At 55.4% G+C, this 14586-nt stretch carries 12 protein-coding genes; 5 read left to right on the forward strand and 7 right to left on the reverse strand.

Going from position 1 to position 14586, the window contains the following annotated elements; all coding sequences use genetic code 11:
- The first annotated feature begins 402 nt into the window (after window positions 1–402).
- Window positions 403–2631, forward strand: coding sequence for a nidogen-like domain-containing protein (locus BLP79_RS20050; RefSeq protein WP_090220783.1), 2229 nt, complete (start codon window positions 403–405; stop codon window positions 2629–2631).
- Window positions 2632–2699: 68 nt separating this feature from the next.
- Here BLP79_RS20050 and BLP79_RS16405 read toward each other — a convergent pair whose 3' ends face one another.
- Together BLP79_RS16405 and BLP79_RS16410 are read right to left on the reverse strand one after the other, a co-directional pair.
- Window positions 2700–3344 carry a class I SAM-dependent methyltransferase gene (locus BLP79_RS16405; RefSeq protein ID WP_090220784.1) on the reverse strand — a complete coding sequence of 215 codons (645 nt, stop codon included), beginning with the start codon at window positions 3342–3344 and terminating at the stop codon, window positions 2700–2702.
- Complete coding sequence (locus BLP79_RS16410) at window positions 3341–4405, reverse strand: hypothetical protein (RefSeq protein ID WP_090220785.1); 1065 nt, start codon at window positions 4403–4405, stop codon at window positions 3341–3343. Before BLP79_RS16410 ends, BLP79_RS16405 begins: the two co-directional genes overlap by 4 nt.
- 33 nt (window positions 4406–4438) lie before the next feature.
- Between BLP79_RS16410 and BLP79_RS16415 the strand changes: the two genes are divergently transcribed.
- Genes BLP79_RS16415 through BLP79_RS16425 form a run of 3 tightly spaced genes read left to right on the forward strand, consistent with a single transcriptional unit; the run spans window position 4439 to window position 9125 of the window.
- The gene (locus BLP79_RS16415; RefSeq protein WP_157844001.1) at window positions 4439–6772 is read left to right on the forward strand and encodes a glycosyltransferase; all 2334 of its coding nucleotides are present in this window, start codon (window positions 4439–4441) and stop codon (window positions 6770–6772) included.
- Window positions 6769–8541 (forward strand): hypothetical protein, encoded by a 1773-nt coding sequence (locus BLP79_RS16420; RefSeq protein WP_090220787.1) that lies wholly within the window; start codon window positions 6769–6771, stop codon window positions 8539–8541. The genes BLP79_RS16415 and BLP79_RS16420 overlap by 4 nt, the downstream gene beginning before the upstream one ends.
- The gene (locus BLP79_RS16425; protein WP_090220788.1) at window positions 8538–9125 is read left to right on the forward strand and encodes a hypothetical protein; all 588 of its coding nucleotides are present in this window, start codon (window positions 8538–8540) and stop codon (window positions 9123–9125) included. The genes BLP79_RS16420 and BLP79_RS16425 overlap by 4 nt, the downstream gene beginning before the upstream one ends.
- 178 nt (window positions 9126–9303) lie before the next feature.
- Here the strand turns inward: BLP79_RS16425 and BLP79_RS16430 are convergent, their stop codons facing one another.
- Window positions 9304–10488, reverse strand: coding sequence for a BCCT family transporter (locus tag BLP79_RS16430; RefSeq protein ID WP_090220789.1), 1185 nt, complete (start codon window positions 10486–10488; stop codon window positions 9304–9306).
- 369 nt (window positions 10489–10857) lie between these two features.
- On the opposite strand from BLP79_RS16430, the gene BLP79_RS16435 reads away from it, so the two are divergent.
- A complete protein-coding gene (locus tag BLP79_RS16435; RefSeq protein WP_090220790.1) occupies window positions 10858–11172 on the forward strand; it encodes a hypothetical protein in 315 nt (104 codons plus the stop codon).
- Here the strand turns inward: BLP79_RS16435 and BLP79_RS16440 are convergent.
- The 4 genes from BLP79_RS16440 to BLP79_RS16455 all read right to left on the reverse strand — a co-directional run bounded on the left by BLP79_RS16440 (window position 11169) and on the right by BLP79_RS16455 (window position 14586).
- Window positions 11169–11642 carry a hypothetical protein gene (locus BLP79_RS16440; protein WP_090220791.1) on the reverse strand — a complete coding sequence of 158 codons (474 nt, stop codon included), beginning with the start codon at window positions 11640–11642 and terminating at the stop codon, window positions 11169–11171. The two genes, BLP79_RS16435 and BLP79_RS16440, sit on opposite strands and share 4 nt — an antisense overlap.
- Window positions 11643–11644: 2 nt before the next feature.
- Complete coding sequence (locus BLP79_RS16445) at window positions 11645–12580, reverse strand: hypothetical protein (RefSeq protein ID WP_090220792.1); 936 nt, start codon at window positions 12578–12580, stop codon at window positions 11645–11647.
- 269 nt (window positions 12581–12849) lie between these two features.
- Window positions 12850–13980 (reverse strand): hypothetical protein, encoded by a 1131-nt coding sequence (locus tag BLP79_RS16450; RefSeq protein ID WP_090220793.1) that lies wholly within the window; start codon window positions 13978–13980, stop codon window positions 12850–12852.
- Between the two features lie 54 nt (window positions 13981–14034).
- Complete coding sequence (locus BLP79_RS16455) at window positions 14035–14586, reverse strand: hypothetical protein (protein WP_232716543.1); 552 nt, start codon at window positions 14584–14586, stop codon at window positions 14035–14037.

The raw sequence follows: 14586 nt of genomic DNA on the forward strand, positions 1-14586 counted from the left end.
GCAAACGAGCAAAGCCTGATAGAAAAGGCGCTCGCGTCCAGTTCAAGGCGTCACTTTCTGCGCTCGCAACACATTGTTTTTCAACAGAATCGGCTGTTGCTTGATGGTTTCTTCGGTTTCTGCTGCCAGCCCATCGCCTGACGGCTGTGATATTCTCAGACATCGTGCTTTTGAGATCTGCAAAGCCAAAGTTTCTTGCGCGCGCGAACAAGCTGCTATTGCGGCAACGACACCGCTTATACAGTGCTGTACCTCAGGTCAGTCTGCCCCCTCTCACAACCAAGTACGGCAAGCCCTGTCGCGCTTCACCAGTGATCTCTATTTCCAGTGTTGTCTGGGCAATGCGTTTCTACCGCAACTGTCTCCTCCATTCACAAAATGACATTTTGAAGGCTCTCATTTATGAACATCAATTACACGTCTTTGATCGATGACCACGGCATTCCTTGGCATGATGGCAACGGGGTCATCACCTATACATTTTTAGGCTCAGAGATCCCCACCTATTACCCTGCCGTTGATAGCAATTTTGATGGGGTTGATGATGCGTGGGATGTCGGCGTCAGCCTTGTGCCTTTTGAGAACAATTTTTCTATGACCGTGGCACAGCGCGCGATGATGTCGCGTGCTATTGAGGCTTGGAATGAAGTTGCGAATGTGAACTTGCAACCTGGCAGCACTGCGGGTGCAGCGTCTGCAAATACTGATGGCATTTCAGGTAGTTCGATTGTCGGAGATGGCCAGCTTATGGCTGCCGCTGGAGATGTATTGCCGCGCAATGACGATGGTTCCAGTCGGGTGGACCTGTCAGACGTCTTTGAAGATGGGTTGAATTTCGTTGGCACGCATTATGCGGCTGACGAGATTTTTGTGAACACCAATGGGAATATTACTTTTGGCCGCAGCTTGGGGCAGTTCACCCCGTCCAGTATCGCAAATGAGAGCCTGCCCATTATTGCACCTTTCTGGGCCGATGTAGACACCCGTGTTGGCAATCCTATTCAGGTGGAAATTGATGCCGTGGCAGATGTTGTCACGATGACCTGGGAGAATGTTGGCTTTTACAATCGAAACGCAGAGCCATCCAATTCGTTTCAGTTGCAATTGTTCGACCGGGGCAATGGCGATTTTGACATTGTGTTTCGCTACGAAGATATCAACTGGTCTGCAGGAACAGCATCCGGAGGGGATGCGGATACAGGCCTTGGCGGCACGCCAGCGCGTGCCGGATTTTCAGCAGGCAATGGCATTGATTTTTTTGAACTTCCGCAATCTGGTCGTGAAACTGCTATTACCAATCTGGAGAATATTACCGGCAATACTGGCACTGAAGGGCTATGGGTATTTGAAGTGCGCAACACCAGTAGCGTTGGGGATATCACCTTTGGCAGCACCGAGTTTGGCGATCCCGGTCTTTATGGTTTCATATCAGATTTCCTCGAAGAAGGAGATAACGCTGATATTGCATCCGCAGACGGGGATGTCTGGATCAATCGCAGCAACACAGACCAGTTTGTGAATGGAGAGGGGCCAGTCTTTGGTCACACCAGCTGGAACACGTACCTGCATGAGCTGGGCCACTCTTTGGGCCTGCATCATCCGAATGAAAATCCCAATAATCCAAATACCAGCAATCTGTTGACTGTGATGTCTTATGTTCCACATCCAGAAGAGCAGCGGGAAAGTCTCACGGATCAGGCTTGGCCTTTGACACCAATGCTTTGGGATATTCAGGCGCTACAAGAGCTATATGGCGCAAACACTGAAACGCGGACAGAAGCCAATGTGTATTTCGGCGATGGAAATGGTGAAAATGGTGCGCTGGAATATCAATATGCGATCAATTCCGACAACAATCTGGGCATGCAGGTTGTGGGCGAAGACGGCCGTTATCGTGATGTAATCCTGACAATCTGGGACGCTGGTGGGGAGGATTTGATCGACGCCTCTGATTTGGCAACAAACAGTCAGATTGATCTACGGCCTGGCCAGTTTTCTTCGATTGGTGAAATCGATGATAATATTGCGGTGGCTGCGGCCGTGCGAAATGATGCTGGCCAAGTGATCAACTTGATTGAAAATGCTTGGGGCGGTACCGGCAATGACCGGTTACAGGGCAATAACACGCGTAACGAGTTGGATGGTGGCGCTGGCAATGATCGATTGATAGGCGGCGGTGGCCGCGACAGGTTGGAAGGTGGCACGGGTCGCGACAGGCTAGATGGAGGAAGCGGCAATGACCTTCTTCTTGGCGAAGGTGGTTTTGATTACCTCAACGGTGGACGTGGTGCAGATCGCCTTTTAGGGGGGAATGGGCGCGACCAGTTGTTTGGTCAGGCTGGGCATGACACCCTGTTAGGCGGTGGCAGCAATGACCGTTTAATTGGAGGAAATGGTCGCGACCAGCTGAATGGCGGCGCTGGTAATGATCTGCTGGATGGGGGCAGAGGTGCGGATGTGTTTGTATTTTCCCGCGGTGATGATCGGGTGGTGCGCTTTGGAAGCAATGACCAACTGGATCTGCGTGCGGCAACGGGTATCACAAGCTTTGCTGACTTGCGCGCAAATCATATTCGTCAAACCAATCATGGCCTGCTTATTGAAGATATGATGGTGACAGCTTTTTGCTGATCGACCGCAACATCACAGACCTCAGCGCCAGTGATGTGCTGTTTTAAAAGGCAAAAGCTGCGGGTATTTTAACCTGCAGCTTTTCGGACCAGGCCCATTTCGTAGTCTGGAAACTCTTTGACATGCTCATAGCCCAGATGCGGCAAGAGCGTGTCCCAGATCCGGCGTACGGCGGGGGTTTGGCGTTCATCCCGGTCATAGGGCCTCATCTGGGCTGGGTTGTTCTGATAATATTTTGACCCTTCCATCGTCCAATCCATATCATCCAGTAGGATCAAACCGCCGGGGCGCAACAGCATGTCCACCAGCACCACCCCAAATCCGGTGGTGTCCCAGGTGTGCCCCCCATCAAAAAAACAAAAATCAAATTGGGGCCGGGGCGTGGTGGTGATCAGCCGTTGCAGCTCCCAAGTATAAGAGCGTTTGGCAAAAAATGGTGTCACCCGATGGCTGAGGTCAAGATGGGTCAGCAGTTCTTCGATATTGGGCTCTTTGCGACGAGCCGAGGCCAGATCAAAAGTGGTCAGATGGCCGGCGTTCTGTTCTTCCAGAATAGCGGCGATATAGGCGCTGCTCTTGCCGTGGAAAAATCCGATCTCCATCACATCGCGCAGGTTGTTTTGCAAAAAGAGGTCGCGCAGAAAATCTGCCTTGGGGCGCGACATATAGGGCAGATCCCCGTAAAGCGTATCAATCTTGTCAAAAGTGCTCATTTTGCGGTCTCCTTGGGCAACAGATCCCGGATCCGGCCCGCTTCAAAGGCTGCGACAATTTCAAATAGGGCAAACGCCTGCCCGTTTTGATTGGCCACATAGGCGCACCAGCAATGGCGCAGCGCCCAAGCCAGGCTGTGATCGGGCGGCGCCCAATTAATCTTTTGATCTGCGCTATGATGATATTCAACCAGATCGGCAAAGGCTGCAAAAGCACCAGTTTCTGCTGTGTTTGGCGCAATACCGGGCTCTAATAAGATCCAGGCTGCTAAGAGAGCTGCATCAGGCCGTTGTTGGCGTAGGGCCGCAAAGGCGGCGGTCGTTTCTCCCACCGCGGCCAATTCTGCCAGATGTGCCATCATCAGCAAAGCCCGTTCAGGTGGCCCATCCTTGGGCAATCGCTTTATGTTGCAAGGGGTTTTGAGCCACAAGGCAAGCTCTGCTTTTGTGGGCAGTTCTGTCCCGGCCTCCCCTCTCCGCAAGACCGCAATATTGCACCAGCCAGGTTGCCCTGTCAGCACCAGCTCCAGAACCTGATGGGTGATTAAAACCTCAATCAGGGCCATCATGTCCAGATGGGCGGGATTTAGCCCATGTTTGATCAGTACCACCCCTGTCTCTGTCAGCGCACTGAGAACCTGACGCAGGCAAAGCCACAGATCCTCCCGGTTGCGCGGCGCATCGATCAGACAGAAATCAAGCGCGCCCCCGGTCCATTCAAAGGCTGATATGTCACATTCAGACAGTCGGGCGGCCTTCCCCTGCGTCTGCAGATGGCGTTCAAACAGAGGGCGAAAACTGGCGCCAACAGGCAAAAGATCGGGATGGTTCTGCGCATTTTGTGCGCTCCATCTGAAATGATCCACCACATGCAATGTGCCATGATCTGCAAGATGCTGGCTCACCCCGCCCAGCCAGGGGCCGATTTCCAGCAACCGGGCCTGATCGGGTAAATCTGCGGCCATCTGCTGTATCAAAGCCAGATCTGCGGCTCCCATCATCACTGGCACGCTGTCAGGGCTTTGCAACCGGAACTTGCCATCGCTTTGGGGCAGATGCATAGTGATTTTACCTTTCTGTTGATCGGAAAATCTATGGATGATGGTAATTTACTGGAGGATGTCGCGCAAGTTCGCCGCCAAGTGATTGCCCTTTGCTCAAAGAAACGCTTCTCTGCAGCCCAGATGTTTCTGGTGGGGTCTGGCCAGTTACCGGATCTGGCACCGGGCCTCTGGGAACATATTGCGCGCAGCGCCGCACAGGCAGGTCATGATCCAATTGCGCAGGCCATCCGGGCTGAAATTTGGGCTGCAGGGGGCAGCCACGAGGGGCTGACGCTTGATGAAGCGGCTTATGCCTTGAAAAACAACCAGGCGCAGGCGGCAATTTTTACATTGGAAAGCGCTTTTGGGCTTTGCCCCACCCGGCCCGACGCGCTGGCGTTGCTGACACAGGCCTATATGCAACAGGCCCGTCAGCAGCAAAAGGGGAGCAGACTGCGGATTGATCCAGAAATCGCACAGCGCCTGACCAAAGGGGGAGTGCCGCAGACGCCACAACACGCGATGGCCGCCATTGATCTGCTGCGCTATGCCGGTGAAATTGATCAGGCGCGGGCTTTCAATGCCGCAGCTACAATTGCATTCCCTGATGATCTGCGCTTTGTCATACGCCGTGCCCGTATGGCCGAACAAAAGGGCCAGTTTGAAAGCGCAATCACGATTTGGCAGCAGATTGCAAAAGGATCAACGCGCTATCAGCGCGACGCCCAGTTTCACCTGCTCAGCCTGTATCAGCGGCTTGAACGATTTGAAGATGCAGAGCAGATTACCGCAGCGCTTTTACTCAGTGATTTACCATTGGAAGACCGGATACAATTGGCCCTGAAAATCGGCCAGCGCGCTGTGATGCTGGCTTTGTTGCGCGCCCTGTCCGCCAGCCCGCCCCAGATCCAGAACATGCGTCATCAACAGGGCTGTGCCATCGGAGAGGCTTTGCTGGATCACGGCGAAATCGGTCTGTTGCTTTGGCTGCGTCGCCGTCGGATGCCGCTTGGGGATGGGGTGAAACAGGTGCTTGATGCCTGCGCGTTTAGCACCCTAGATGGACCGGAAATGCCAGAAGATTTTGACAGTGCAAGCCAGATCCGCAGCCCGGATTTTATGCTACCGCTGGAATGCTTTGCCGGTCTGCCTGCCACACCGCCCGGCTGGCCGGGCCGCCGCACAGCGCCCGGTCGGGTGCTTTTGGTCAATGCTTCCCTAAAAGCAGGCGGGGCTGAGCGACAGTTTGTGGCGCTGATCAAAGCTCTGTTGCAGGCAGGTTTAGCGCCGCAGGATCTGCATGTTGCGGTGTTTTCATTGGAAAAAGACCGAGGCCGCGCGGCGTTTTTGTCTGATCTTGCAGCCCTTGGCGTTGAAGTCCACAGTCTTGAAGCCCTGCAGGTTGAAAATCCTACCTTACCCGCAGCTGTGGCGCGCATTATCAATGCTCTGCCCTTTGATTTGCGTCAGGATGTGCCGTCTTTGTGGCATCTCATTCAACGTCTTTCCCCACAGATTTTGCATGGCTGGCAGGACCGCGCCAGTGCCGCCTGTGGCCTTGCCGGAGTGTTGTGCAACGTCGAACGCCTGGTGCTAAGCATGCGCAATATGGCCCCAAACAGCCGGTATGATCACAAGCTGTCCATTTTAAAGCCCCTGTTTCTGTCTCTTGCCACGCGCAGTAATGTGACCTTTACCGCCAATGCCGAGGCTGCCGCACGGGATTATGAAACATGGCTCTCTCTGCCCAAAGGCCATGTGCACCCTCTGCGCAATATCATTGAACCGGCCACCTTTGCGCCGTTGCACAGACCCTATATTGTGCGCCAGACCAACCCAGATATGACACTTGGCGGGGTTTTTCGGCTTGCCCTGAACAAACGCCCGCTTTTGTGGCTTCAGACCGTGGCGGCCCTGCGCCATCAGACCGACCTGTCGTTGCGCCCAGTGATTTTTGGCACAGGGCCACTGCTGGATCCTGTGTTGGCTGAGGCCCGCCGCCTTGGGCTGGAAGATCTGACAGTGATCCAGGATGTCACGGATCCCGGCCAGATTTACCGCGATATGGATCTGTTGTTGCTGATGTCGCGTGTGGAAGGCCTGCCCAATGTCTTGCTTGAAGCACAGGCCGCAGGGCTGCCAGTGGCCGCTTGTGATGTCGGTGGCGTGCGTGAAGCCCTGCAACGGCGCGGGGCTGCCGGGGCTTTGCTTTTACCTGCAGATATCATCGCCGATAAAGCGGCCACCGAAATCGCCCATTGGCTGCCCCGCGCCCGCGCCGCGAAAATCGACCCGCGCGTCGGCTTTATCCGCAAAAACTTTAGCCAGACAGCTGTCACGGATCCATTGATCCAGATTTATTGCGGCCAGGGAGCCGCCTCATGATGCCGGGTGAGGCACAGCGCCGGGTTGGAGTCTTGGGGCCTGCCTGTGATCCTTTTGGGCAGGTGCTGGAAGATCAGCCTGCACGCGCGCATGATCTGTTTTTACCCCTGATCTCCCCTTCGCCTGACGCCGCTGAGCGGTCCATCCCTTTAGATGAAATCCTTGTCCTGTCACAGAACGAAGCCCTCGCCCATCTGCCTGCCCTGCTTCAAAGCGCAACACCTGTCACGCTTATCCTGCGCCGCAACACCTTGCAGCAGGATCACACACAGACAGAGGCAGCGCTGCGCATGTTGGCCACCGCTCTAAAGGCAAGCCCTGCAGATCATATCCAGCTTTGCGCTCTCACCCCGGAGGCCGCTCAATACTGTGAAACTGTGACCGGTCTGCCTGTCTCTGCCGCCCCAGCCTTACGGCCAGTGCAACGCCCGGAAACAAGCCTGCCTTTGGATCGCGGCCAGCCTCAAGCGACTTTTTTTCTAGACACGCACCAGATACGTGATGTGCGCCGGATCAAGATAGATGCGCTGTCCTGGGGCCGATTGCGTCGTCTCGCCCGGCTGCATGCAACAGATCCAAACGATCAGGATCTGGTGGATCTTTGTGCCTATGTCAGCACCTATGGGCCCGCTGTTCCGGCCCTGCCACGGGCGCGCAGAATGCTGGCAGTGGTGCCCAATGGGGTGGGGCTGGGCCATATCACCCGGATGATGGCACTGGCGCGCGCTTTACAATCCGAGCGCGAAACCGAAGTGGTGTTTTGGTGCTTTTCCCGCGCCGCTGAAATTCTGCAAGCCGCGGGCTATCCCATTGTGTTGCGCCAGACCGCAGCCCATCTGCGCGCCCACCCCCCCGATTGGCGGGATTTTGAAACCCAGGAATTTGCCCTGCTGCTGCAGACTTTTAAACCTGATATCGTGGCCTATGACGGCGCCATGATCGATCCCTTTGTCTTTGCCGCCCTGCGGATGCCCGGCTGTGGCACATGTGCTTTTTTGTGGGTGCGTCGCGGCATGTTGAGCCCAGATGCAGACCCGCTGTTCATGGAAAACGAGCAATTCTGCGATCTCATTCTGGAACCCGGAGACCTGGCGGTTGCCGTTGATCAGGGCCCCACGCGTTTGCATCAGGCTCACACCCGTGGGTTCTGCCAGACCTATGAAACACAACCCGTCTCGCTGGCCGTGACCCTACCCGCCTATTCCCCCCGAGAGGCCCGCAAACGCATGGGATTGCGGCGGGGCATCTATTGCCTGATCTCTCTGGGGGGCGCTTTTGGCGATTGGGACGCGTTAGAGACCGCTTTGGTGGCCGAAGCCAAGCGCCAAAAGATCACCCTGATCTGGGCCCAAAGCCCGCTGGCGCCCCCTCCGCGCAGCCAGAACGCGCTGATCCGTCGTCTGTTTCCGCTCAGCCGCTATCTGCCGGGCATTGATGGTGTGGTGACTGCCGCCGGATATAACAGTTTTCATGAACTGATGCTGACCTATGACAAACCCGTCCTATTTGCCCCCACCAACCACATCCGCATGGATGATCAGGTGGCGCGCGCCTCTTTTGCTGCGACACAGAATTGGGCTGATGTTTTGCAGGCAGACACGCCAGAAGATATCACACCCAAGATCAGAGCTTTTATGCAGGCCGTCAAATCAGGCACCCGGTTCCCGCAACGCCCCAAACAGGCGCTGGAGGCCGCAGCCTTAAATAAGCGCATCGATCAGATGCTCCAGCCCTATATGGGCCATGCATCACAGGAGCCTGAAACATGAGCCAGACCTTTGCCCCGCCTGCCCTGCTGCGCCGTCTGACCCATGATAATAAAACCATGGGGCCGCGTCTGGCCCAGCTGGAGTTTCAAAATCTCAGTCAAGAGCTGGAGCAGCCAGATCTTTTTGATCTTGCGCTGGATTTTCCAACGATCCCGCCTGAGGTGCCGCAAACTTTCATGCCAAATATTGCACTGACCCCCGTTGCTGCACATCTGCCTGCGCTGAACGTCACGCTGGGGCGCACGGCTTGGATGGAAGACCCCGATGATCTGCCCGTGGTGGGCATCTGGATTGGAGATCTGGACAGCACAACCCTGCGCCCCGCCTTAAAGGCCCTGCTGCGCAAACATTATATCACCCCTTTTGCCCGCTATGTGTTCCTGTGCGAAACCATGCGGGTGATCCCGTTTTTGGGACGCTATGATTTCAGTTATGATTATATTGGTCCCGCCTCCCCCTTAGAGGCCGTAAAACGCCTGCAGATACGCTATGCTATGGTGCAATTGCGCGACCTGGCCTCAGGGGCTGCCCTGTGGAAGGCCCAGACACCGCCTGTGGCAGAGCCTGTCACAGGGCAGGATTAAAGGCACGGCGCATCATCGCTTTGCTGTGGGAAACATTTACTTTGAGCCTATCTTCAAATGTTGCACGCAACACCAAGACCGGCCTGGCCAGTATGGCGGATTCTAGATTTGCCCCAGAACATCGCCCGCAGTCGTCCCGCCCAGTGTCTGGGCGGGACCCTTATTCTGTTTGGTGGTTTTACTCTGCCGCGGTCACAGGATTGCCGTCCAGATTGGACAGTTTCTCACGTTTGACAAAGAACATGTAAGCCAACGCCAAGAGATAGATAACGATGACAACAGTCCCCACCCACTGAATTTGCAACCATTGGCTTTGGAACAGCAGCGTCAACACAAACAGGCCGATCGCATTGGCCAAAACATACGACACAGTGCCAAAGCGCTCCGTCGTGAGATTCAGGTTGTCCGTGTAAAGGCGGATCAATGAGTCAAACGAGTTGATGACAAACACAATTCCTACGATTGTCATGGCCCAGTTTGGCAGCCCAGCTGTGCCGATCCCGTTGAGGTGGTAGAAATACAGAACCGAGAACCAAAGCACCAAGGGGATGGATGGGAAGACAAGCAGCGCGGCCAGCAACTGCCATGTTTTTAGACCACCGACAAAACGGCTTACAAACTGTCCAATCATGATGGACCACGCAAACCACCAGAAAAGATAGAACTCGTGGTACTCGGTCAGCGGAATGATAAACTTATGAATGTTCGCAAAATAGCCGCCGATATTGCTGGACGTCGCGGCCAAGTCACCCAGGCTCATGCCTGCGTTCAAGAACATGTACAGGATAAGCAATAAGAACAGGATGGTCGAGCTGACCGACAAAACCTTCACGAATTTCAAGTCCGTCGAGCTGAATGCAGCAATCAGGATGACGAGAAAACAGATGAGGTAAAACACGGGCAGGATGGTTTCACCATCGCCGACTTCTGCGATGTAGTAAGGCATGTAGATCAGGAACAGCGCCCCCGTGAAAGCGCATGTCGTGATGATCACAATGTTATTGAGAAGCTTCACCACTGGGATTTTGAAGAAGCCCACACGCGGCTCAATCGCGCAGAAATAGAAGGTTGTCAGGAAATAAAACGCCCAGATCAAGAAGCCCCAGAACCCGAACTCAAGCGCGAGTGGGTTGGTGAATGCATAGGCGGGTTCGGCCACCGTGTCTGCATAGAGCGGGTAGTCAAACGCCAGCGGAAACATGATCAGACCGACATCCAGCCCCGACGTGAACAAGATTGCGATGAACGTGAACAATGGCACAGGTGTGACGCCGGTCAGTGGCAAATTCCACCACTTGATGACGCAAAATATCACAAGCGCAAACGCGAGAATGACCCCGAATGAAATGATTGAAGTGAGCATTTATCCCCCTGAGTTTTAGTTTGTTGTAGGGGGTGTTCCTGCGTTTCCCAAGTGTTTTTGCGCAGGATCAGTATTCTAACCATGTATTGGGGATCTTATGCCCCTCTTATTTGCCTGAATGCGACGAGGCGCTCTGCCGCCTTTCTTAAACGCCTTCCCGTGCATAAGATCACAAACAGCCATTCCTGTGATCACAGCGCATTTACGGTGCCTGCTCCGCGGCCACAGGCTGAAACTCGCCAATCTGCGTTATGTAAAATTTTAAAACGTGACCTTGGGAGAAACCTTTCCTAAACCCTGATCAGGCACCCTGTGAAAGGTGCATGTCGAGAGCGCATGAAAATGTGCCAATGGATTGAGGACGACAGTATGAAACAGCCTGTTACAGGTGCACGTTTGCTGTGCGCGATCTTAGGGTTTGCGACCTTTGGCGCAGTCTCTACCGCCGCTGCGGCCACATGCGCAGATCGCGATCACGTCAGCACACAGCTTGCTGCACAATTTGGCGAAGCCCCCATTGCCAATCAGATCAGCCACAGCAATCGCATCCTTGAGATCTACGCCTCGCCTGATGCACAAACATGGTCTATTGTGATCACCCTGCCGGAACGCAACCTCTCTTGCTTGGCTGCCACCGGCAAAGGCCGCGCGCGTCTAAAACGCACGCTGGGGTCACTGACTTAACCATCACAATCGCCACCGCCTTTGCCCCAGGCGTTCCACAGCCACCAGTTCAAAGGCGATCCTGTCTCCGGGGGCGCAATAGTCAGCGAGGTGCGCACAGCGAAATACTGTGCCATCTGGCGCGAGTTGCCACGCGAGATAATGGTATCGAGCCAGCGGGCATCCAAGGCCGCAACCCTCGCATCATCCACCAGCGCATAGGATGTGCGCACGGCGAATTCGATATTTTGGTCCAGATCTGCCAGCGCCAGAATGTCTTCCAGCTCAGGCGGCAGCGGGGTGGTCTCTGCACCACCCAAAGCCCCCTGATCCAGCTCTGTGCGCAGCTGGTCCCAATTGGCGTTCACCTCGTCCAGTGCATCAGGTCCGGGCGGCGCCACCGCCGCTGACGCCCGCGTAACGGCAATCGCGCCAATGATCATCCCTTTGATCACGGTCGAGAGGGCGCGCAATCTGTTGCGAATTGCCATGATCAGCCCTCCTCTTGTGCAAAGATAAGACCTGCCACCGAGAAATCATTGCTGGCATCAAACGGCGCAAAGAAGGTCAGCCCATCCAGCGCTGTGGTCTCCTCAAGATCCATGCGCAACTCGCCATTGGACATATCGATGGTGGAGCGTTTGTATTCGGCAATGCGCCGCAGATTGCGCAGGGCCTGCTCATTATTGGCCACCCGCTGCACCAGATCAAAATTGCGCGTGCCCACCGCAAACAGGCTGGTGCCGTGAAATTCCGCCAGGATCGGCAACAGATCAATTTCAACGGTCTCCACCCCTTCAAAGATGGAGCGTTTCTCGCGATCAACCTTGCCAATGGGGTTTTCCAAAAGCGCGTCCAGTTCAGTGGAGGTGCCGCGCGGGGCCATCACCATGATGGTTTCATCCTGAATGACCACCCGTCGCCGCAGATCCCCGTTTTCAATGAAGTCTAGCGAGACCTCCTGATTGAACGGACTCCAGGGCAGGCGATCGCGGGCAGAAAAGGTGGCGCGGCGGATTTCCGCATCTCCGACCACCAGACCCAGCCCCGCAATCTCTGTATCCACAGGTTCATTTTCCACCCGGTCTGTCAGATAAGAGCCATAGCGGCGATCTTCGCTGTGGAAGAGATCACTATACCAGATGGACTGCACCTGTTGCGGCGCTTCAAAGCGGATTTCGAGCCGTTCTTCGAAATCAATTTCGTCGTTTTGGGCCCCATCCTGAATGCCAATCCCATCTATCGGGTCCCAATATAGGGTGGCCTCGCTCCAGGTCTCGCCATCATCGTTTAACCGGGTCGCCCGCAGCGAGACCTCTCCGATGGTGCATTCATGCTGACCCAGACACTCCCGATAGGCCAGAGCTCTGAAATCAATGGCTTGTCGCAAATCCTGATCGATCTGTGACAAGCTTTGCGCCTGGGCCATTTGTCCCCCTCCAAGGAGGGGAAGGAGGCACAAGCCGCTCATCCACTTTGCTAACATTATCCTTCTCCCGCATAGCACCCTCCCTGCGGGGGTGCCGCAAAAAGGATATATTCTCCTTTAAAAATAACGCATTATGACATTTTTGGGAGAAGTCTTTAGGTTATTAACCCAATGGGCAGGGTCCGAGCAGGCACACCAGAGGCAGATCAGGCCATACTGCCCGGATGCCTCCTATATCTTGTGTAAAGAAGAGGCGGCGCCTCAGCGAGTCAGTTTTGCGGCCCTTCTGCCCGGCGCGTCTCTTTAGCCATGCCAATGGCGCGGGCAATCAAAAGCGAGCTGTCATAATTCAAAGGCCCATGTTTGCAGGTGTCAAATCCGCCCTGCGCGCGACAATAGCGCAGCAGCGCCTGCAGCGTCGGGCGGGTCAGCTTGCCATGGACGGGGCCGGAATAGGCCTGAAGCGCCGCCAGCTCTTTTTGCAGCAGATATACAAAAGAAGTGCGTTCAATCCCGCGCAGACGCAAGGCCGCCTGAGTAAAGCTTTCCCCTGTGACCGGTTCCAATTTTGCCGTCAACGCCCGCGCAGATGCACGATGGTTGCGTCGGTCGTATTCAGCGCTGACGACCTCAGCATAGCGGGTTTTTTCCGGCAACAGGGCCATGTGATCTGCCACCAGAGCCCGATGGCGCGCAGCCGCATTCGGGATGTAGCGTCGCAGGCGCAGATAGGCGCGCGCCAGAACTGTGGCTGCGCGCCTATCTCCCTGTGCCAGATGGGCTTCCTGCGCGGCCACCACCGCTTTGACATCCAGATCTGGCAGGCGCGTGCCCCGGCGTTCATGTTTGCGCAAGACCACAGAGGCCGCACGGCTGTTGCCCTCTACGGCAAGAGTAGAAAACAGCGCATCACCGTCTGCTTCGGTGCCGCCAATGCCTTTTGTATAAAGCTGTGCCAGCGCCAGCTGCGCCCGGCCCGCGTTTTCACCAACCGCCATCTGACGCAGCGCAGCCAGCCCAACCTCTGGCGTAGATGCTGCACCAAAATCCCCTTGCGCATGGTGATTTGCCGTTAAAAACCGCGCATAGCTGCTGCCGGCCGCACTGGCCTGTTCAAACCTCTGCAAGGCTGCGTCCTGTTGACCTAAAAGCAAATGCAATTGCGCCACCCGCAACAGGGATTTCTTATTCCCCTGGGTAAAAAGCATTTGCTGCAGATCCAGCGCCTGTTGCCACTCCGCCGCAGAGCGGCCTGTTTTACGCAGCTCCTCTGCCAGCGCATAAGCCTCTTTAGGGTCTGTCCCTTCTACGGCCCGTGCGGGCTGGATCACAACAAGGCTAAGGCACAGACACAGGATACCCGCACGCGGATAAGAGGTTAAAAACGGCAATACAGGCATGACTGTCCTCCCGAACACGACCAAATTACGCAGGTTTATATATAGGCTACAGGTTTAGGCCGGGAAATGATGCCGCCGCACCAGATCCCAGATATCCACATTCAGCTGGCGCAACCGGTTGATGCTCTCATCCATATGTGAAGCTTCTCCTTTGGTGAGGGCCTCGGTTTTTCCCATCCGGATCTCGTGACGGCGGTCCTGAATACGCATCAAAATAGTCTGCAATTGCCCCATTTCAGGGTCAAAGGAATAAATACAGTGGTTGTATTTGTTGCGCAGCGCCGCTTCTCGGGTCAGCCGGCTGGTCAGATCCAGCACCTCATCGCGCAGGGTCATGGCCACACGGTCCATTTTGGCCAGACGCTGCACCAGATCTACCCGCGCGCGGGTGGTGTTGAGGGTCAGAAAAATCACAACGGCCACATCTTTTTCCACCTTGGACAATCCGGCAATCAAATGGATCAACAGGCTTTCGGTATTGGTCCAGGTGTAATTCAGCCGCCCCACCCGCAGCAGTACCTCGTCCAGCATGTCAGAGGGTCTTTGATCTGCTGCAGGCACGCCTTCTGTGGCGGCACGTGGTGGGAGAGCTGGCTCCGCCGCCAT

Source organism: Epibacterium ulvae (assembly GCF_900102795.1).
Lineage (GTDB): Bacteria > Pseudomonadota > Alphaproteobacteria > Rhodobacterales > Rhodobacteraceae > Epibacterium > Epibacterium ulvae.

Excerpts from the sequence above, each read along its gene's own strand:
- BLP79_RS16415 (WP_157844001.1), top strand. The coding sequence starts at position 4,439 with ATGGATGATGGTAATTTACTGGAGGATGTCGCGCAAGTTCGCCGCCAA.
- BLP79_RS16455 (WP_232716543.1), bottom strand. The coding sequence starts at position 14,586 with ATGGCGGCGGAGCCAGCTCTCCCACCACGTGCCGCCACAGAAGGCGTG.
- BLP79_RS16430 (WP_090220789.1), bottom strand. The coding sequence starts at position 10,488 with ATGCTCACTTCAATCATTTCATTCGGGGTCATTCTCGCGTTTGCGCTT.
- BLP79_RS16410 (WP_090220785.1), bottom strand. The coding sequence starts at position 4,405 with ATGCATCTGCCCCAAAGCGATGGCAAGTTCCGGTTGCAAAGCCCTGAC.
- BLP79_RS16440 (WP_090220791.1), bottom strand. The coding sequence starts at position 11,642 with ATGGCAATTCGCAACAGATTGCGCGCCCTCTCGACCGTGATCAAAGGG.
- BLP79_RS16425 (WP_090220788.1), top strand. The coding sequence starts at position 8,538 with ATGAGCCAGACCTTTGCCCCGCCTGCCCTGCTGCGCCGTCTGACCCAT.
- BLP79_RS16445 (WP_090220792.1), bottom strand. The coding sequence starts at position 12,580 with ATGGCCCAGGCGCAAAGCTTGTCACAGATCGATCAGGATTTGCGACAA.
- BLP79_RS16435 (WP_090220790.1), top strand. The coding sequence starts at position 10,858 with ATGAAACAGCCTGTTACAGGTGCACGTTTGCTGTGCGCGATCTTAGGG.
- BLP79_RS16405 (WP_090220784.1), bottom strand. The coding sequence starts at position 3,344 with ATGAGCACTTTTGACAAGATTGATACGCTTTACGGGGATCTGCCCTAT.
- BLP79_RS16420 (WP_090220787.1), top strand. The coding sequence starts at position 6,769 with ATGATGCCGGGTGAGGCACAGCGCCGGGTTGGAGTCTTGGGGCCTGCC.
- BLP79_RS16450 (WP_090220793.1), bottom strand. The coding sequence starts at position 13,980 with ATGCCTGTATTGCCGTTTTTAACCTCTTATCCGCGTGCGGGTATCCTG.
- BLP79_RS20050 (WP_090220783.1), top strand. The coding sequence starts at position 403 with ATGAACATCAATTACACGTCTTTGATCGATGACCACGGCATTCCTTGG.